The organism is Gillisia xinjiangensis (genome assembly GCF_046298265.1).
Classification (GTDB): domain Bacteria; phylum Bacteroidota; class Bacteroidia; order Flavobacteriales; family Flavobacteriaceae; genus Gillisia; species Gillisia xinjiangensis.
This window is the reverse complement of sequence record NZ_JBKAHK010000002.1, coordinates 740,369-756,182: the sequence shown is the minus strand read 5'-3', so window position 1 is coordinate 756,182 and position 15,814 is coordinate 740,369. Positions and strand designations below refer to the sequence as shown.

Annotated in this window: 16 protein-coding genes; 11 read left to right on the top strand and 5 right to left on the bottom strand. The window is 37.8% G+C overall.

The window, feature by feature from the left end; translation table 11 throughout:
• Positions 1–247: 247 nt before the first annotated feature.
• Complete coding sequence (locus tag ACKGJN_RS04510) at positions 248–1,501, top strand: cation:proton antiporter (protein WP_409538233.1); 1,254 nt, start codon at positions 248–250, stop codon at positions 1,499–1,501.
• A gap of 32 nt (positions 1,502–1,533) precedes the next feature.
• Here ACKGJN_RS04510 and ACKGJN_RS04505 read toward each other — a convergent pair whose 3' ends face one another.
• Both ACKGJN_RS04505 and ACKGJN_RS04500 read right to left on the bottom strand, forming a co-directional pair.
• A complete protein-coding gene (locus tag ACKGJN_RS04505; protein ID WP_409538232.1) occupies positions 1,534–1,977 on the bottom strand; it encodes a VOC family protein in 444 nt (147 codons plus the stop codon).
• 177 nt (positions 1,978–2,154) lie between these two features.
• Entirely contained in the window at positions 2,155–2,676 is a 522-nt protein-coding gene (locus ACKGJN_RS04500) for a sigma-70 family RNA polymerase sigma factor (RefSeq protein ID WP_409538386.1), read from the bottom strand.
• Between the two features lie 534 nt (positions 2,677–3,210).
• Between ACKGJN_RS04500 and ACKGJN_RS04495 the strand changes: the two genes are divergently transcribed.
• Together ACKGJN_RS04495 and ACKGJN_RS04490 are read left to right on the top strand one after the other, a co-directional pair.
• The gene (locus ACKGJN_RS04495; protein WP_409538231.1) at positions 3,211–3,786 is read left to right on the top strand and encodes a PAS domain-containing protein; all 576 of its coding nucleotides are present in this window, start codon (positions 3,211–3,213) and stop codon (positions 3,784–3,786) included.
• Between the two features lie 198 nt (positions 3,787–3,984).
• Positions 3,985–4,191, top strand: coding sequence for a hypothetical protein (locus ACKGJN_RS04490; protein WP_409538230.1), 207 nt, complete (start codon positions 3,985–3,987; stop codon positions 4,189–4,191).
• A 64-nt stretch (positions 4,192–4,255) separates the two neighbouring features.
• Here ACKGJN_RS04490 and ACKGJN_RS04485 read toward each other — a convergent pair whose 3' ends face one another.
• Positions 4,256–5,035, bottom strand: a complete 780-nt coding sequence (locus ACKGJN_RS04485; RefSeq protein WP_409538229.1) for an HAD-IIA family hydrolase — start codon at positions 5,033–5,035, stop codon at positions 4,256–4,258.
• A gap of 201 nt (positions 5,036–5,236) precedes the next feature.
• Here ACKGJN_RS04485 and ACKGJN_RS04480 point away from each other — a divergent pair, with 201 nt between their 5' ends.
• On the top strand, positions 5,237–6,385 hold the full coding sequence (locus ACKGJN_RS04480) for a glycoside hydrolase family 130 protein (protein ID WP_409538228.1): 1,149 nt from the start codon (positions 5,237–5,239) through the stop codon (positions 6,383–6,385).
• Positions 6,386–6,452: 67 nt separating this feature from the next.
• Here ACKGJN_RS04480 and ACKGJN_RS04475 read toward each other — a convergent pair whose 3' ends face one another.
• Positions 6,453–7,343: a diacylglycerol/lipid kinase family protein gene (locus tag ACKGJN_RS04475; protein ID WP_409538227.1), complete on the bottom strand. Its 891-nt coding sequence runs from the start codon at positions 7,341–7,343 to the stop codon at positions 6,453–6,455.
• A 218-nt stretch (positions 7,344–7,561) separates the two neighbouring features.
• Here ACKGJN_RS04475 and surE point away from each other — a divergent pair, with 218 nt between their 5' ends.
• The 6 genes from surE (at position 7,562) to ACKGJN_RS04445 (ending at position 14,201) form a co-directional block, all read left to right on the top strand.
• Complete coding sequence (surE, locus tag ACKGJN_RS04470; RefSeq protein ID WP_409538226.1) at positions 7,562–8,290, top strand: 5'/3'-nucleotidase SurE; 729 nt, start codon at positions 7,562–7,564, stop codon at positions 8,288–8,290.
• A 298-nt stretch (positions 8,291–8,588) separates the two neighbouring features.
• Positions 8,589–11,018: a DUF5916 domain-containing protein gene (locus ACKGJN_RS04465; RefSeq protein ID WP_409538225.1), complete on the top strand. Its 2,430-nt coding sequence runs from the start codon at positions 8,589–8,591 to the stop codon at positions 11,016–11,018.
• A gap of 615 nt (positions 11,019–11,633) precedes the next feature.
• Positions 11,634–11,798, top strand: a complete 165-nt coding sequence (locus tag ACKGJN_RS04460; protein WP_409538224.1) for a hypothetical protein — start codon at positions 11,634–11,636, stop codon at positions 11,796–11,798.
• A 254-nt stretch (positions 11,799–12,052) separates the two neighbouring features.
• Complete coding sequence (locus ACKGJN_RS04455) at positions 12,053–12,379, top strand: hypothetical protein (RefSeq protein WP_409538223.1); 327 nt, start codon at positions 12,053–12,055, stop codon at positions 12,377–12,379.
• A 161-nt stretch (positions 12,380–12,540) separates the two neighbouring features.
• Complete coding sequence (locus ACKGJN_RS04450) at positions 12,541–13,287, top strand: hypothetical protein (protein WP_409538222.1); 747 nt, start codon at positions 12,541–12,543, stop codon at positions 13,285–13,287.
• Between the two features lie 98 nt (positions 13,288–13,385).
• Positions 13,386–14,201, top strand: a complete 816-nt coding sequence (locus ACKGJN_RS04445; protein WP_409538221.1) for a DUF4412 domain-containing protein — start codon at positions 13,386–13,388, stop codon at positions 14,199–14,201.
• Positions 14,202–14,513: 312 nt separating this feature from the next.
• On the opposite strand, the gene ACKGJN_RS04440 is transcribed toward ACKGJN_RS04445, so the two are convergent.
• Positions 14,514–14,660, bottom strand: a complete 147-nt coding sequence (locus ACKGJN_RS04440) for a hypothetical protein (RefSeq protein ID WP_409538220.1) — start codon at positions 14,658–14,660, stop codon at positions 14,514–14,516.
• A gap of 275 nt (positions 14,661–14,935) precedes the next feature.
• On the opposite strand from ACKGJN_RS04440, the gene ACKGJN_RS04435 reads away from it, so the two are divergent.
• Positions 14,936–15,679 (top strand): NIPSNAP family protein, encoded by a 744-nt coding sequence (locus ACKGJN_RS04435; RefSeq protein ID WP_409538219.1) that lies wholly within the window; start codon positions 14,936–14,938, stop codon positions 15,677–15,679.
• Positions 15,680–15,814: the final 135 nt, after the last annotated feature.

Here is a 15,814-nt window from a genome sequence, read left to right as displayed (position 1 = left end):
ATATTCAGAGATATTAATTGTTTCAGTAGCGCTCATAATTTGGATAATTATGGATAATATTTTAAATCATGACAAAGGTATTGGAAATAAAAAGAAACAGCATATTTATTATTTAATATTCCATCTATATTATACCCGGCTAACATGTTGATTTTACGCGGTTTCATGGAGTATTACCTGTAATCCAAATGTTAAATATTTTGGAAATGACCCTCTGATTTTCGTGAAATATGAGTAATTTTCTCTTATGAAAGAGCACTATTTGATTCTGGCCGCGCTTGGATTTGCAACCCTTATAATGGCCTGGCTTCCTTCAATTTCAAAGAAGATTAAAATTAGCTTTCCCATCATATTACTTCTTATTGGGTTTTTGCTTTTTTGGGTGGATATTCCGCTTCAATGGCCTGAACCCCTCTGGAATGATTTGGATTTGATGTATTTTTCAGAAATGATTGTGATAATTTCACTGATGGGTGCCGGCTTAAAAATAGGAAAAGTTTTTTCCTGGTCAGCATGGAAAAGGCCTTTATTGCTTTTATTTATCACCATGCCACTCAGTATGCTCTCCGCGTATTTTATTGGGGTTTACTTCCTGGCCCTTGGCATTCCCTCTGCCCTTTTACTTGCTGCCATACTGGCTCCTACAGATCCCGTCCTTGCGGCCGAGGTGCAATTAGATGAGCCCACCCGGGAAGAAGAACCCGAAGATAAAAGAAAGTTTACACTTACTACAGAAGCCGGACTAAATGACGGTATGGCCTTTCCTTTTACCTACCTTGCCGTAATGGTTGGACAGGCGGGGGGTTGGGTCGCATTCAATTTTAGCGAATGGTTCTGGAATAAATTGCTGCTGAAAATATTAATAGGGATAGTATTAGGGATACTTATAGGTCGCTTCATTGGTTATTTAATGGACCGCTTGCATGTAATGACCGGTATTAAAACCTTTGATGGCTTCGTCTCCCTTTCACTCACCATCATGGCGTACGGGCTTACAGAATTAATGCACGGTTATGGTTTTCTTGCTGTTTTTTTTGTAGGAATAAGCCTGAGGTATTATGAAAAGATAAGCGGCGATTACAAAAAGAAAATGCACGATTTCATTCACGAGATTGAGCGATTGTTGCTGGTAATCTGGATTATTTTATTTGGCGGTTCCCTTTTGAACGGTATTTTAACCCTCACAGACTGGAAAGGGATTGCATTTGCTCTAAGCTTTGTTTTAATTATCCGGCCGCTCGCAGGCTTGATAGGTCTAATAGGTGTTAAAGATGGAATCAGAACAAAACTGGCTATAAGTTTTCTTGGTATTAGAGGGATTGGATCGGTCTTTTACCTGGCCTGGGCTTTTACTCAGTATAACGGATTTGAACAAAAAAATGAATTATATGCCATCACGGCTTATGTGATCCTGATCTCTATCGTGGTTCACGGACTTACAGCACCTTCCATCATACATTATTTTGTGCAAAAAACCGGTGAGAAAAAACCGAAGGAATAAGCAGTAAAATCTATTGGATTTAAACCCTGATTTTATTCTGCATCGTTTATTTCAATCCAGTGACCATCCGGATCCTGAATATACACCTGCTTCACTCCGTCTCCCCTAATTGCAACTTTTTCAGCTTCCCCGAGCCAATCTGAATACGGGATTTTATTTTCCTTCAGATAGTCCACGAAGGCATCAAAATGCGAAACGTTTAAGGCTATATGAATAGCTTTATGAAGTTTAACACCTTCATTATTATCCTTTACAAGATGAAGCTGCAAGTCTTCCCCAAGTGAAAACCAGCGAAGAACAGGATTGGAATAAGGCACCTCAATTTCTTTGAGCTGAAGAATATTTCCATAAAAATCGGCGCTTTTATCCAGGTCACTTACCAAAAGTGCGGTATGATGATATTTTAGTTCAAATTGCTGTGCGAATGCCATGTTGCTTAGAACGCCCAGGCAAATTAAAAAGAATATTTTTTTCATATGTAGATACTTATTGTTTTTTATTGGTCATATGTAATTCGCATATCTTCATCGGTGTTTGCATCGAATTTCCGTTATGCTCATTTCATAAGGGTGCTACTATGATTAAAAATTTGGGGTAGTAAGATAGGTGAAAATTAATAGCTCAGTCATGATTTATTCACTTTTTATTCGGTTTTAATCACAGAAAGCACAATTAGGTTCTCCTATAAGCTTTCCATCCTCATTCAATTCGAACTTACAGCATTCATTAAAGTTGATTTTCAGGATTGCTTTTGCACGTCTGATTCTGGCTTTTACATTTGCTAAACTTATCCCCATAAATTCGGCTACTTCAACTTGTTTCTTCCCTTTAATGTACACAAGTTCAATGACTTCCTTATAATCCTGCGGCAAATTGGATATAAACCGGTCGAAACAGCAAAAATCCTTGAAATTTTCAGTGTTTTTTAATGTGTCGAAATTCATATTGTGAAAGGTCCTGGACTGATCATTAAAATAATTCGCGATTTCATTTCTAACAATTTGAAAAGACCAGGCCTTTACTTTATTTGAATCTTTTAATTGCCTGATATTTTGGTGGATCTTTAAAAATGAATTTTGAAAAATTTCATTAGCGGCATCCTTGTTTTTCACTTTTTTCAGAATGAAAAAATATATTTCACTGTTAAAAGCAGTCCATATCGTGATGGTTTCCATTTTCATACACTACAATTATTAAAGGTTGGTCTTACAACCAACCTTTTTTAGTTAACAGCAATCACATTTACCGCAATCACATGCAGCACAGCTACAGTTATTCTCAAGACAGTTTACACAATTACATTTTGAGCATTCACAATTAGTGCATTTACAATTATTCATGGCTATAGTTTAAAGTTCAATAAGAAGACTAATTAAGACCCAAAAAGATACAAAACTTTTAATTTTGTTTTGTGCGAATTTTATTTGCAAAGGATAATATCGGCATCAATTCTGGCCTCGAAATTAAGCCCTTTTTTAAATTGTTCCAACTTTTCCAAATAGATAAATCCAGCGCCTCAAACAAATCATAAAACCTATTAAAATTTAAAAAAGATAAAACCAAGCTTCTATATTTACCGTTTGCAGTTAATAAATTTGCAAAATTCCAAAGATGTTTTCCCTCTTATTTTTTTTAAAATATAAGGATTTAAAATACCGAAATAGGTTTCAAAAATTAAGGAGCAATAACCAACTTTAAATAATCCAATTATGAGCAAATTCAAAGATAATTTAAGTAATATGGCTTGTCTTGATCTTTATCTTAGCTCGCTGAGCAACGAAGAATATAGGACTATAAAACATAAAATCCATCCTAATGAGCAGGTAAGTCCACTGCTAAGCATGGATATTTTCTCCAGCAGTCACTTCCAGTCTCTTGAAAAAGGACGTAAAAAAATGGATCTAGCCAGTCTACTTATTCACGATACCGCCAAGGAATGGAAATTTGACCACGAATTGATCCTGAATAAGGATTATGATGCGCTTGTGCTTACAGATGCAAACCAAACCATTAAATGGGTCAATAAAGGCTTTTCAAAAATGACCGGATATCCAGCCAATTATGCTTTGGGAAAACAACCTAAATTTCTCCAGGGTGCAGGCACCAAACCCGAAACCAGGATAAGCATACGAGAGAAACTTGAATTGTCTGATGTTTTTTCTGAAATTGTAGTGAATTACAGAAAGAATAAGGAGAAATATATATGCGAGATCACAATTATTCCATTATTAAACAGTAGATCGAGCCTCACCCACTTTCTGGCGATAGAAAAGGAAGTAGCTTAAAAATTTTATTTATTCTTCTGAAAAAATTAAAAAACAGACTTTCCAAATAGACCATATTTAAGACTAAGAACTTTCCATTTGTTTCAGCCTTTGTTAAAACTGTGTTATTTCAAAATTTTTAACGTAATTCCTACAAAATTCCCTCTACTTTAAAGTTGAGATAGTTTAGAAGTATTTAACAATATAAATCAGGGAATCATGAGCAATATACTACATACAGGAGGAAAAGCATTAAAAACTGCCGTAGCGCTAAAAGTTGGAAAAGCAATCCTTACAAAGCATGTAATATTATATAGTATTGGCTTAGCAGGGATTGGAGTTCTTGCCGCGGCAGGAACCGGTTATCTGGTTTATAGTCTTGCTACCAGAAAAAAAAGAAAACCTAAAAAAAGAAAAACTTCGTAATTTTAAAGAAATTGAAGTTTCAATAAGATGGGTAATACTCTTTTTTCTACTTAGCAACAACATATTACTTTAGCGCCAAAACTTTTTCCAGTTCAATATCGGCTACAGAATTTATGATGAGATCTGGTTTAAAAGCATAATCTATCAGGTTTTCCTTGGTGGATACTCCGGATAATGTAAGAATCGTGGTATATCCCAGCTGCACCCCACCAAGAATATCCGTATCCATAGTATCCCCTATTATGATGGTTTCACTTGCTTCCAGACCAAGATATTTCCGGGCAGCACGCATCATTACCGGACTTGGTTTTCCTACTGAAAAAGCTTTTTTCCCGGTAGCTTCCTCTATCATTTTTACGATTGCCTTTATCCCCAGGTTAGACCATCCCTTTTTCTTGGGAGAGGGATCCAGGTTGGTTGCGATAAATTTAGAGCCGGATAAGATCATATCCACAGCATTATTCACCATTTCCAAAGTGAAATTTCTGCCTTCGCCCACCACAACAAAATCGGGATTATGATTTACAAGATTATAGCCATTTTGGGCCAGACTGGTTATTAATCCGCCCTCTCCCAAAACATAGGCACTACCATTAGGCTGCATAAAAGATAAAAAGAAGGCAGTTGCCATCGCACTTGTATACACGTTCTCTTCTTTGATTTTAATTCCCATTTTCGCTACCTTATTAACCGTATCCAACGGGGTACGCTGGCTGTTATTGGTCATAAAGAGAAATGGTATTTTTTTCTTCTGAAGCTCGGCAATAAATTTATCGGCTCCCGGTATTAATGTGTCATTTCCATAAATAACACCATCCATATCGATTAAAAATCCTTTTTTCATGTTTTCAATTTAAGTTGTGGTTATGCTAAAATAACTACTAATCTTCATAAATCAGAAATGGAAACAACAAATTTTCTTAACCTAAATATGTTCTAAATTGATCAATTTACAACTATCTTTACATATTCCGAAGTGAATAACAGATCTATTTGAAGATTGTAAAATCCAGAAAATAAAGATTTCTAATACCAAAAAGATACCATGACGAACTTTAAAAATATCTACCTGATACTGCTTATAACATTGGTTTCAGGGGTTTTTGGGTATGCCCAGGAATTGGAAAAGGAATGGATGTTGGGACCTTTTGAAAGATTTGAGGATGCACAACCAATCATACAGAAAAACGGAGAAACTGAATTTAAGGATCCTATGACAAACAGGATTATCAATTGGGAATCCATGGCGACGTTCAATCCGGCAGCCATAGTGAAGGATGGAAAAATACATGTTTTTTATAGAGCCGAAGAGAAATTAGGTGAAAAAGAAATTGGAGGCCACACCTCCAGAATTGGATTGGCAATTTCGGAAGATGGAGAAAAATATATTCAGAATAATCAACCTGTATTTTATCCGGATGAAGACGATCAAAAACAATACGAATGGACAGGAGGAACGGAGGATCCCCGAATAGTGGAAACCACTGAAAACACCTATATCCTAACCTATACACAATGGAACAGAACTATTCCAAGATTGGCTGTGGCCACTTCTACCGATCTTGAAAATTGGGAAAAGCACGGGCCTATATTTGAGGAATGGAAAGACGGAAAATATCATAACCTTGAAACAAAATCGGGTGCCATCGTAACTCAATTAAAAGATGATAAGCTGGTGGCAGCAAAAATTAACGGAAAATACTGGATGTATTTTGGGGTTCCACATATTTGGCTTGCAAGTTCCGAAGACCTTATAAACTGGGAGCCTGTAGAGGATTATGAAGGGAATCTGGCTCCGGTATTAAGTCCGCGCCCAGGTTATTTTGATTCCTGGTTGGTGGAAGCAGGACCGCCACCGCTTTTAACCAAGGACGGAATTGTAGTGCTTTACAATGCAGGGAATTCCCGGAATATAGGAGATCAGGATCTGGCAAACCGCATGTACACCGGCGGCCAGGCATTATTTGATTCTGAAGAACCCTGGAAGTTACTGGACAGAGCCGATGAAGAATTTATTAAACCCGAATTGCCTTTTGAAAAATCCGGACAATATGTAGATGGCACTACTTTTATTGAAGGCCTTGTTTATTTTAACGATGCATGGTATTTATACTATGGCACCGCAGATAGTATGGTGGGAGTTGTAAAATGGGAAAATAGTGAACCGGAAAAAATAGATATTTCTGAACCTTAGGAAAAAAAGAAGTTTAACGAGAGCTTTAAGCAAAACATAACGCAAATAACCTGCATCCTTTATATTTTTATTTTAAAAAGGTCAATGCCCCCGGCAAGATCTTCATTTTTATTTTTTCCCCCGAATAATCCTCATCCAAGGCATCATCCAGATGCACTTTTGAACCTTTCCATTTAATTTTTAATTTTTGAACCCGTAAAGAAAAAATCATTTTCCTAAGATCATACGAGTTTTTACCAGCGATTAATGATTTAACATACGCTTCTAATTCTTCCCTTTTATTTTCCGGGATCATTACAAGGTTTAAATATCCATCCCCGGGATTTGCATCCGGGGCGAGGTGAAGTTTAGGGCCTATATAACGGATGTTCATTACTTCAACCATTAAAAACGATCCCTTAACAGTAAATCCATCTAATTCGATCTTAGCTTTTTGCGCCTTATATTTTTTAACGATCTTCAACAAAACATTCAGGGATCGATCCAATTTTTCTTCAGGATTAACCTCCTGCTTTTTCATTTCAGCAATTAATTCAGGAAATATTCCCATACCAACTCCTTCCAGAAAGATCCCATCTCCCTTTATCCCACTGACTTTACCACAATCGAATTTTCTTTTTTCGGCATTGGGATCTATAGGGAGGAAAACTTCCTTTTCCTTAATTGAGAGGGTGGTGGCAATATTATTGGCTGTACCCAAAGGCTGCAAGAGAACAGGTGGCCTCTCATCCGGGTTTTTTATTTTGAGAAGTTCTATGGCCAGGGAATGCACTGTGCCGTCCCCTCCGGCCAAATAGATGGCATCTGGTTTATTGCGGAGACTTTGTTCCCACCCTGCCTCATCAGAGGACACATAAGTAGTTACCATTCCGGTATCCTTGAAAAAATCTACTAGGAACTGTTTGGAATGTTCGGCATCGCCTGCGGTAGGATTATGTACGATCAAAATATTCTTCATTGTGACCTGTATTGCATTAACTCAAATATAAGTATAGCCCGGCAAGGAGAAATTTGGATTAACTATATGTTATGATTTATTCTCTAAACCGGGTTCATTATATTAAATTATGTATAAATTAAGAACAATTTAAAAACGAATAAATTTTAAAAGCGTGGATTTTATTAAATTCATATTTAAAAGCTTTAAACCATTTTGTTAAATAAAATAATAAAGCAATGAAAATTCTGGTAACCAATGATGATGGAATATACAGTCCGGGGCTTTCCTGCCTTGCAAGGGTGGCTTCCGCTTTTGGGGAAGTAATAGTTATGGCACCCGATGTGGAACAATCCTCCATGGGGCAGGCGATAACTTCAGGAAAACCTATTACCTATAAAAAATCTCCCATCCATTTCGAAAATATTAAGGCATTTAGGGTAAGTGGTACCCCAGCCGATTGTGTTGCGCTGGGAACTCATCTTTTCCAGGACATAGACCTGGTATTATCGGGAATCAATATCGGTTCAAATCTGGGAAATTCTGCCTGGCATTCGGGCACCTTGTCGGCCGCAAGACAGGCTGTGCTTTTTGATGTGCGTGGTATCGCCCTATCCGTTTCAATAGGGGAAGAAGAAACCAATTTTGATGCCCTGGAACCCTTCGTGATGGAGGCTTTAAAAGAAGTAGTATATGAAAACGACCGGAAACTATTAAATATCAATTTTCCAAGGTTCCCTGGCGGTGAAGTTGCGTGGACCGCCCAATCTGTGAGGCATTATGACGGGAAAGTTGTGGCCAATAAAGATCCCATGGGAAGGCAACATTACTGGTTCACGGTTACCCCAATTGAACCTGAAGGCGAAGGAACTGACCGCTGGGCGGTAAAACAAGGAAAAACAAGTATCACTCCAATGATCCTGGATCTTACAGATTTTGAATATTTAAAAAAGCGTTCAAAGAAATAGGGAAGCCTTTAAGCAGCGGGACACAGAATTTACCTAAAAGACACCCCCCCTACTCCGCCAACTTGTGCCATAAGAGAACGTAGCTGCAGTTTAAAAAAGAAAAATCTTAATAAATTAAATAGAGGACATTGAGCAAAAAGTGAAAATCGCCTTTCTAATTAAAAAAAGGCGTTCATAATATTTTTTTATTCCAAAAATTTATTTGCACAAAACTGTAAATAAACTTTGACATCTTTTGTAACAAACACTTATTTATGGGGTCTATTAGATATCAATCAGATACATCAATCGACTCTTAATGAAATTATCATTTTCAACCCTAATCATCGTCTGCTTTTGTTTAACTACAAACGCACAAGTAACAAAGAAACAACTTCATATTCAACGAGCAACAGAGGCCCCAAAAATAGACGGGATCCTGGACGATGCAGTTTGGGTTAATGCTCAGGAAGCGGTAGACTTTATTCAGTTTCGGCCTAACATGAACGTTAAGGAGACCGAAAACAACAAAACCGTGGTGAAGCTTTCGTATGACAACTCCGCTTTATACATCGCTGCATACCTATACGACGATCCAACAAAAATCTCAAAGCAGCTTTCCAGCCGGGATAATTTTGGAAGTGCCGATTTCTTCGGATTTGTAGTAAACCCCAATAACGACGCTCAAAATGACACCGAATTCTTTGTATTTGCCTCCGGAACCCAAGCCGATGCCATTTCTACCCCAAGTGTGGGCGAGGATTTTGGATGGAATAGCGTTTGGAGTAGTGCGGTAGAGATCGTGGAAGATGGATGGATCGTGGAGATGAAGATCCCTTACCGTTGTCTTAGATTCAATAATAAAGATGTAGAAACCTGGGGAATTCAATTTCACAGAAGGTTTAGAAGAGATGAATCTCAATATACCTGGAATCCTATAGATGTTTCTAAAGGGAATATTGGCTTGTACCATGGGGAATTAAAAGGTTTGAAGGATTTGGATCCTCCAACAAGACTTTCCCTTTATCCGTTTGTTTCTACCGTTCAAAATTATTATGACGGGGCATACAAATCTAACTTCAATGCAGGCTTAGATGTGAAATACGGTCTTACCGAAAACTTTACCCTGGATGCTACTTTAATTCCTGATTTCTCACAAACAGGATTCGATAATATCACTTTAAATCTTGGGCCTTTCGAGCAAACATTTTCTGAACAAAGACAATTTTTTACTGAAGGAGTAGATCTTTTTTCCAAAGGAGACCTGTTCTTTTCCAGAAGAGTTGGAGGAGCACCTATCAAAAGTCCGGTGACATCTGAGAATGAAGAAGTGGTATATTTTCCTGAATCGGTGAAGGTGCTAAATGCTATTAAGGTTTCTGGAAGAACAGCAAATGGTCTGGGTTTGGGCTTCTTTAATTCCTTTACTGAAAAAGCAGAAGCAACCATAGAAAATACAGCTACTGGAGACAGAAGGAAGCAGGTGGTAGAGCCTTTTACCAACTATAACATCGTGGTGGTAGACCAACAATTTAAAGGGAATTCCTCTGTTGGGATCATCAATACCAATGTAACCAGGGATGGTTCTTTTAGAGATGCCAATGTTACCGCACTTACGTCCAGCATTATGAATAAGCGAAATACCTATCAGGTGCGGGGCGATCTTAAACTGAGTAATGTCAACCTGGAGTCTGGTATGGAAACAGGATTTAGTAGTTTTGTCGCGGCACGTAAGGCACACGGGAATTTAAGATATAGTGTAGATCACAGTTATGCCGACACGAAATACAACCCTAACGATCTTGGTTTGCAGTTTAGGAATAATTATAACGATTTTGGAATCGACATTAATTATCGAACTTTTGAGCCATCAGGGAAATGGAACCGTTACTTCTCCAATTTCTATGTGAACTATACCAGACTGGCAAATCCAAGTACCTTTACAGGTCTCGGAATGGGGCTAAACACGAATGGTTCAACCAAAAAATTGAATGAAATGGGCTTCAACATTAATCTAAAACCAGGGAAACAATACGATTATTTTGAGCCAAGAAAAGCGGGAAGTTATTTTATTACAGAAAATGGAGTAAACCTAAATGGTTGGTGGCAATCCAACAATAATAAAAAGGTAGCATTAAGTGCCAATATTGGAGCAGAGACCCTTTTAGAAGATGGTCGTGATTACTTTAATTATTGGTTCGGACTTGGGCCTCAAATACGCTTTAACGATAAATTTATGATCTCTTATTTCTTCTCCAGAGATTACTATACTGGAGATAGAGGTTATGTTACTCAGGTGGACGAGGATGTAATATTTGGAGACCGCCAGCGAGAAGAGATCGAGCAAACCGTACGTGCGGGTTACAACTTCAACCCTAATCATACCTTATCGCTTACCCTTAGAAATTACTGGGGGATTGTTAGATATGATGAGCAATTGTTAAGTTTAAAGGATAATGGGCGGGTTACAAGCACAACAGGATATACCACCACGAACATCCCTAATAACCCGGATATCAATTTCTCTACCTGGAATTTCGATCTTGGCTATTCCTGGCAATTTGCACCAGGAAGTTTTGTGACTGCACTTTATCGTAACCAGCTGTTCAATTTCGATTCCGATGCTCAAGATTCGTACACCAAAAGTATCGATGCCTTATTCAGGCAACCTATTAACAATGTTTTCTCCTTAAAACTTCAATACTTTCTAGATTATAATCAAATTTCCGGCTTGTTTAAGAAACAATAACTCAAAACATCCAAATATCAAATTCTAAATGCACTGAGATGGATTTTCAAGTCGGAATATGAGCATATTTTACCGATGCTGGTGTTTTTATTTCAGACCACAATGAAGGGTTTGTCGATATAACTGGAATAAAACAAATTACTTGTTCATTTTGGTTATTCACTTATAAAAAGCCCTGCCCAACCTAACCGTCAAACAGCAGAAAATAACCGCGGCCGTTGAAAATTACCAACCGCCGGTGCAACAGAGCAAGTAACCGTGAAGCATTGTTTCAAAACCTTTACTAGTGTTGAAAAAATAGCTAACTTTCCACTTCAAATCTTCCCCTACTTTGATCCTTTTTGTACAAACTAAACTCACCATCTTTTATAAATGGCAAAAGAAGACATTGATTATGAAAAAAAAATTCTGGGATGCCGTAAACTAATTAAGAGGCGTGGTATCTGAGACCAACCATAAAAATATATTATACCCCTGGCAATTTAAATAATTAAGTGAACGATTTAAAGAGGTAGACGGGTGAAAAATATTTTTAAAAAAGCGAGGCAATCCCGCCTGAATGATTCGGGCAGTCCTCGGGAAATTAAACCATCAACGATGGATTAAATAACTACAATGGCAAAAGAGGTAGGAGAAAATAATAAGGCTAAAACAAGCAAGGCCGTAAATATAAATTTCCTGGAATTCAAATTCCCAACCGCAGATCAGGAGAAAGCACTCCTTGCTATGGAAAAATTTGTTTCCAAAGATAAATCTCGAGGACTTCCCTATTTTAAGTAGTGCCGCCGGTACGGGTAAAACTTCCATTACCACAACTTTATTCAGTTCCTTAATTCTAAAGATATAAATTATAAAATTGCGGCACCTACAGGAAGCGCGGCAAGAATTTTGGGAAAGAAATCAAGAACCATAAGCTCTACAATACATTCGCTCATTTAAAACACAGAATCCGATCTTAATACAGGAGAAGTTCTTTTATACTTAAACCTAATCCAGTAAAGAACCGTACGATTTATATTCTGGATGAAGCCTCAATGACCTCCACAATTGTAACAGAAGATGAAGCTAGTCTTTTTGTTAGCACCAATTCATTACTGAATAATCTTGTCAAATTCATTAAAGACGGTAATCTCCTAAACAAAATGATATTATTAGGGGACAGGAATCAGCTTCCTCACATACAGGAAGATTTTTCCAAGGCATTATCTAAAGAATATCTTATAAAGAAATATGGTCTCGAAAGTAATGCATACCAACTCACAGAAGTGAAACATCAACAAAAGGAGTTACATATTGAAAAATGCAATGGCTTTACGGGAATCTATAGACAACGATATGCCTGCCGAGGAAGTCACAAATAAATACCTTTAAAAATTATAGGCAAGTCCGCCTGAATGATGGGTTAAAAAAACCAAAATCCGGGATTTCAAAATCTAGGGAAAACAAGTATAGGAATTATCATAGACTCAAAGTAATTTTAGCACTTTAATTCTCCGGATCTGTACGGTTTAAACCTTGAATCATGAAGAACACATACCTTAAAATGATGGCATTGGTTTTTTGCTTTCTCCTTCCTTTTTTCTTAACCGCCCAGAATAGCATTCAGGGCAAGGTAAAAAATTGGACGCATGGGGAAAGCATTATAGCTTATTTTGGAATGTTCAATGGAGAAATGACCCAGCTGGGAAGTATAAAGGCAGGTGGTGATTTTCAAATTCCGCTGGATCCCGATTATTTAAACACCTTTAGAAAAATCGCCGAAAAAGAAGCGGCTGAAGCTCCCCCTGGTTGGACCATGAGTTACAAGACTATGTCCACCACTTTTTTTTGTAATTATGATGAAAGCATCACTACCCAAAACGGAGATGCCATAATAACGGGCCTCCCCGAGTTGATCCTTACAGATAAAACAGGACAAGCAGAACAAGCGATCCTTTATGCTGTAAACTCGCCTGAGATAGCCGTATGGCTGCGATCTTACGGGGACGAAAGCATCTCCCCCGGTTATTACCTTAGTTGGATATTTAGTGAAGGCCCGGCATTAGCTTCAGGAGAATGTAAGGTTCCTTTCTACACCGGAAACGATGATGAAATGAATCATGACACCACAATATTGGAGGTAAAACTGGAAAAAGGCTGGAACATTCTAAAATATGACATCGTTGAGATCTTTACCTCCAAGACAGGGAAAACCTACCCATCAAAAACCTTAGTAAGCAGGCTGGAAGCCCTGCCGGATGATGTTCAATGGGTGGCCATTGACTATTAAACTGGTTTACCCTCCTACCCAAACCCCATTTTTTATAAGGATCGCCTAAAATAAGTAGTCCCGGTAATAGTAGTAAAACTTTAAAAAAATCTTGTACCATGAAAAAGGCAATACTTACCACGATATTAATGGCATTTTGCCTAATGCCATTACACGCACAAATTTTGAAAAATCTTAAGAAAAAAGTAGAGCAAAAAGTTGAAAAAACCGTCACCGATAAAGTGGCCGATAAAGCAGCGGATGAGGCTGGAAGATCTGTTGACAATATGCTGAATTTCCAAATGTCCGGGGCCGCGGGACATGAACAGGTAGATCCTTCTGAAATTCCGCAGGTATATGACTTTGAATGGAGTTATGTGATGAAAATGGAAACCCGGCAGGGCGATATGATCCTTAATTATTTTCTGAAAAAAGATGCTCCCTACTTCGGAATGAAACTTTCTGAAAATGATATGTATATGGTGATGGATCCCTCAAGAAACCTTAACGTTATGTATATGCTATCCGGGGGGAACAATATGGTAATGGCTACAAAAATGCCAAAAACCCTGCCCGATGAAATAGCGGCAGATAATGCCGAAGAAGATGAGTACAGCTTTAAAAAGATACCGAACAAAACCATTCTGGGCTATGAATGTGGGGGATTTCAGGGCGAAAACCGTGAGATGGTTCTTACTTTTTACGTAACTACAGAGCCGGACATAAGTTTTGGAGAGATCTACAAATCTGATCAAACAAAGCTTCCAAAAGGTTTTGATCCAAAATGGATAAAGGAGGGAAAGGGGATTATGATGCAAATGATCATGGAAGGAAAGACTAATGACCGGGATAATGCCACTATGACCTGTATTGCACTGGAAAAGACAAACTTTTCCTTAAATAAAAGCGATTATAACAGCCTGCCTGGTAGATGATTCCGGGCTTCATATTTCCATTGCAAAAATTCTTAAATGCACAACATATGGAAGATATGTTCCTATAACTTTTTGTTCCTTCTCAAGGTGTTTCGCTCTCGCAAATTTTAGTGCTTCTTGATAAAGTGTCTGTGCTTCCATTATTTGTTATCAAGTTTACGACAAACCTCTACTGCACTGATGTTTGCATAAGTCCTTGCTGAAGAACGTTCATGCTTACCATGCTCGTTAGGTAGAATAATTGGGCCTTCTCCGCAAAGGCAATATTGTCCAATTAAAGAATCTGGCGTAATGCCGATTTGCCAATTATATTCAAAAAAAATCATCAACAATCGCTTTGGCTGCAATCAAGGCAGCTTCATATGTATCATACTGTCCGTGGTTGTATACTTCGGATTCGTCCATATAATGAAAGTTGTCGTAAACTCTTAAATGAAATTTTTTTGTCTCGGTTGTCATAGGTTTTTAAAGTTACTTTCTTTATTATGTGAAGTGCATTTGCTGCAATTATCTCCTACTGCTTCCATTGCCCAACACCAGTCATGTCTACCACTTGCGGCAGACTGATTAAAAACCTGGATTCAAGTCAGGGTAGAAACTAAATTAAGCATTTTTAACGGGTTTTAGGGACAGAACAGAAATTAGGGTTTACGGGATCGGCCCTGTAACTCACGACGAAGGAAAGGGTAAAACCCGATTTATATATTATCTTTAGCGTATTAATTAGATAAATTATGATCTTACGACTAATCGTTATTGCGAGCTTTTTCTTTTTTACTTCTTCTTATTCCCAGTCTGAAGTCTATGAGTTAAGGGTATATAACATGCAATTTAGTACATCAGCAAACATTCTTCATGATTATTTTAAGGATGCTCTTATTCCGGCATTAAATCGGCAGGGATTAGAGAATGTGGGAGCTTTTGAAGAAAGTGGGGAAGCCTTACCAAAAAAAATCTATCTCTTAATTCCGTATAATAACGTGCAGGCATATCTGGACGTTGCCGATGGGCTTGAAGATGACGATCAATTTAAATCAGCCGCGGAAGCTTACCGAAACACTCCACCCGATAAAGTCCCATTCGATAGATATGAAAGTAGGTTTATAAGATCCTCCTGGGGTTTTCCAAATATCGTGAAACCGGCCGATAATTTGAATCAATTTGAATTGAGGATTTATGAAAGTTATAATGAAGATGCACTGCGCCGAAAATTAAAAATGTTCAATGAAGATGAATTTGAAATTTTTGAGGATGCAGGACTGCGTACAGTTTTCTTCGGAAAAAATATCTCCGGAGATCAAATGCCTTCGTTAACTTATATGCTGGCCTTTAAGGATAAAGAGAAGCATCAGGAGGCCTGGTCAAAGTTTGGTCAGCATCCAGACTGGCAGCGCATTTCAAACCTGAAGGAATATACCAATACGGTATCTAACATAACCAGGATATTTTTAAAATCCCTGCCGTATTCTCAATTGTAGTATGAGGTTGATTCAATAAAATTGTCAAATTAGTTTATTTATCTGCAGTGGCAAGTATGGTATCCTGTAAAGTCTTTGTTTTTTATGTAGTTCCACATCCCAACACGTTGGGACACAACACAACTTCATTATAAG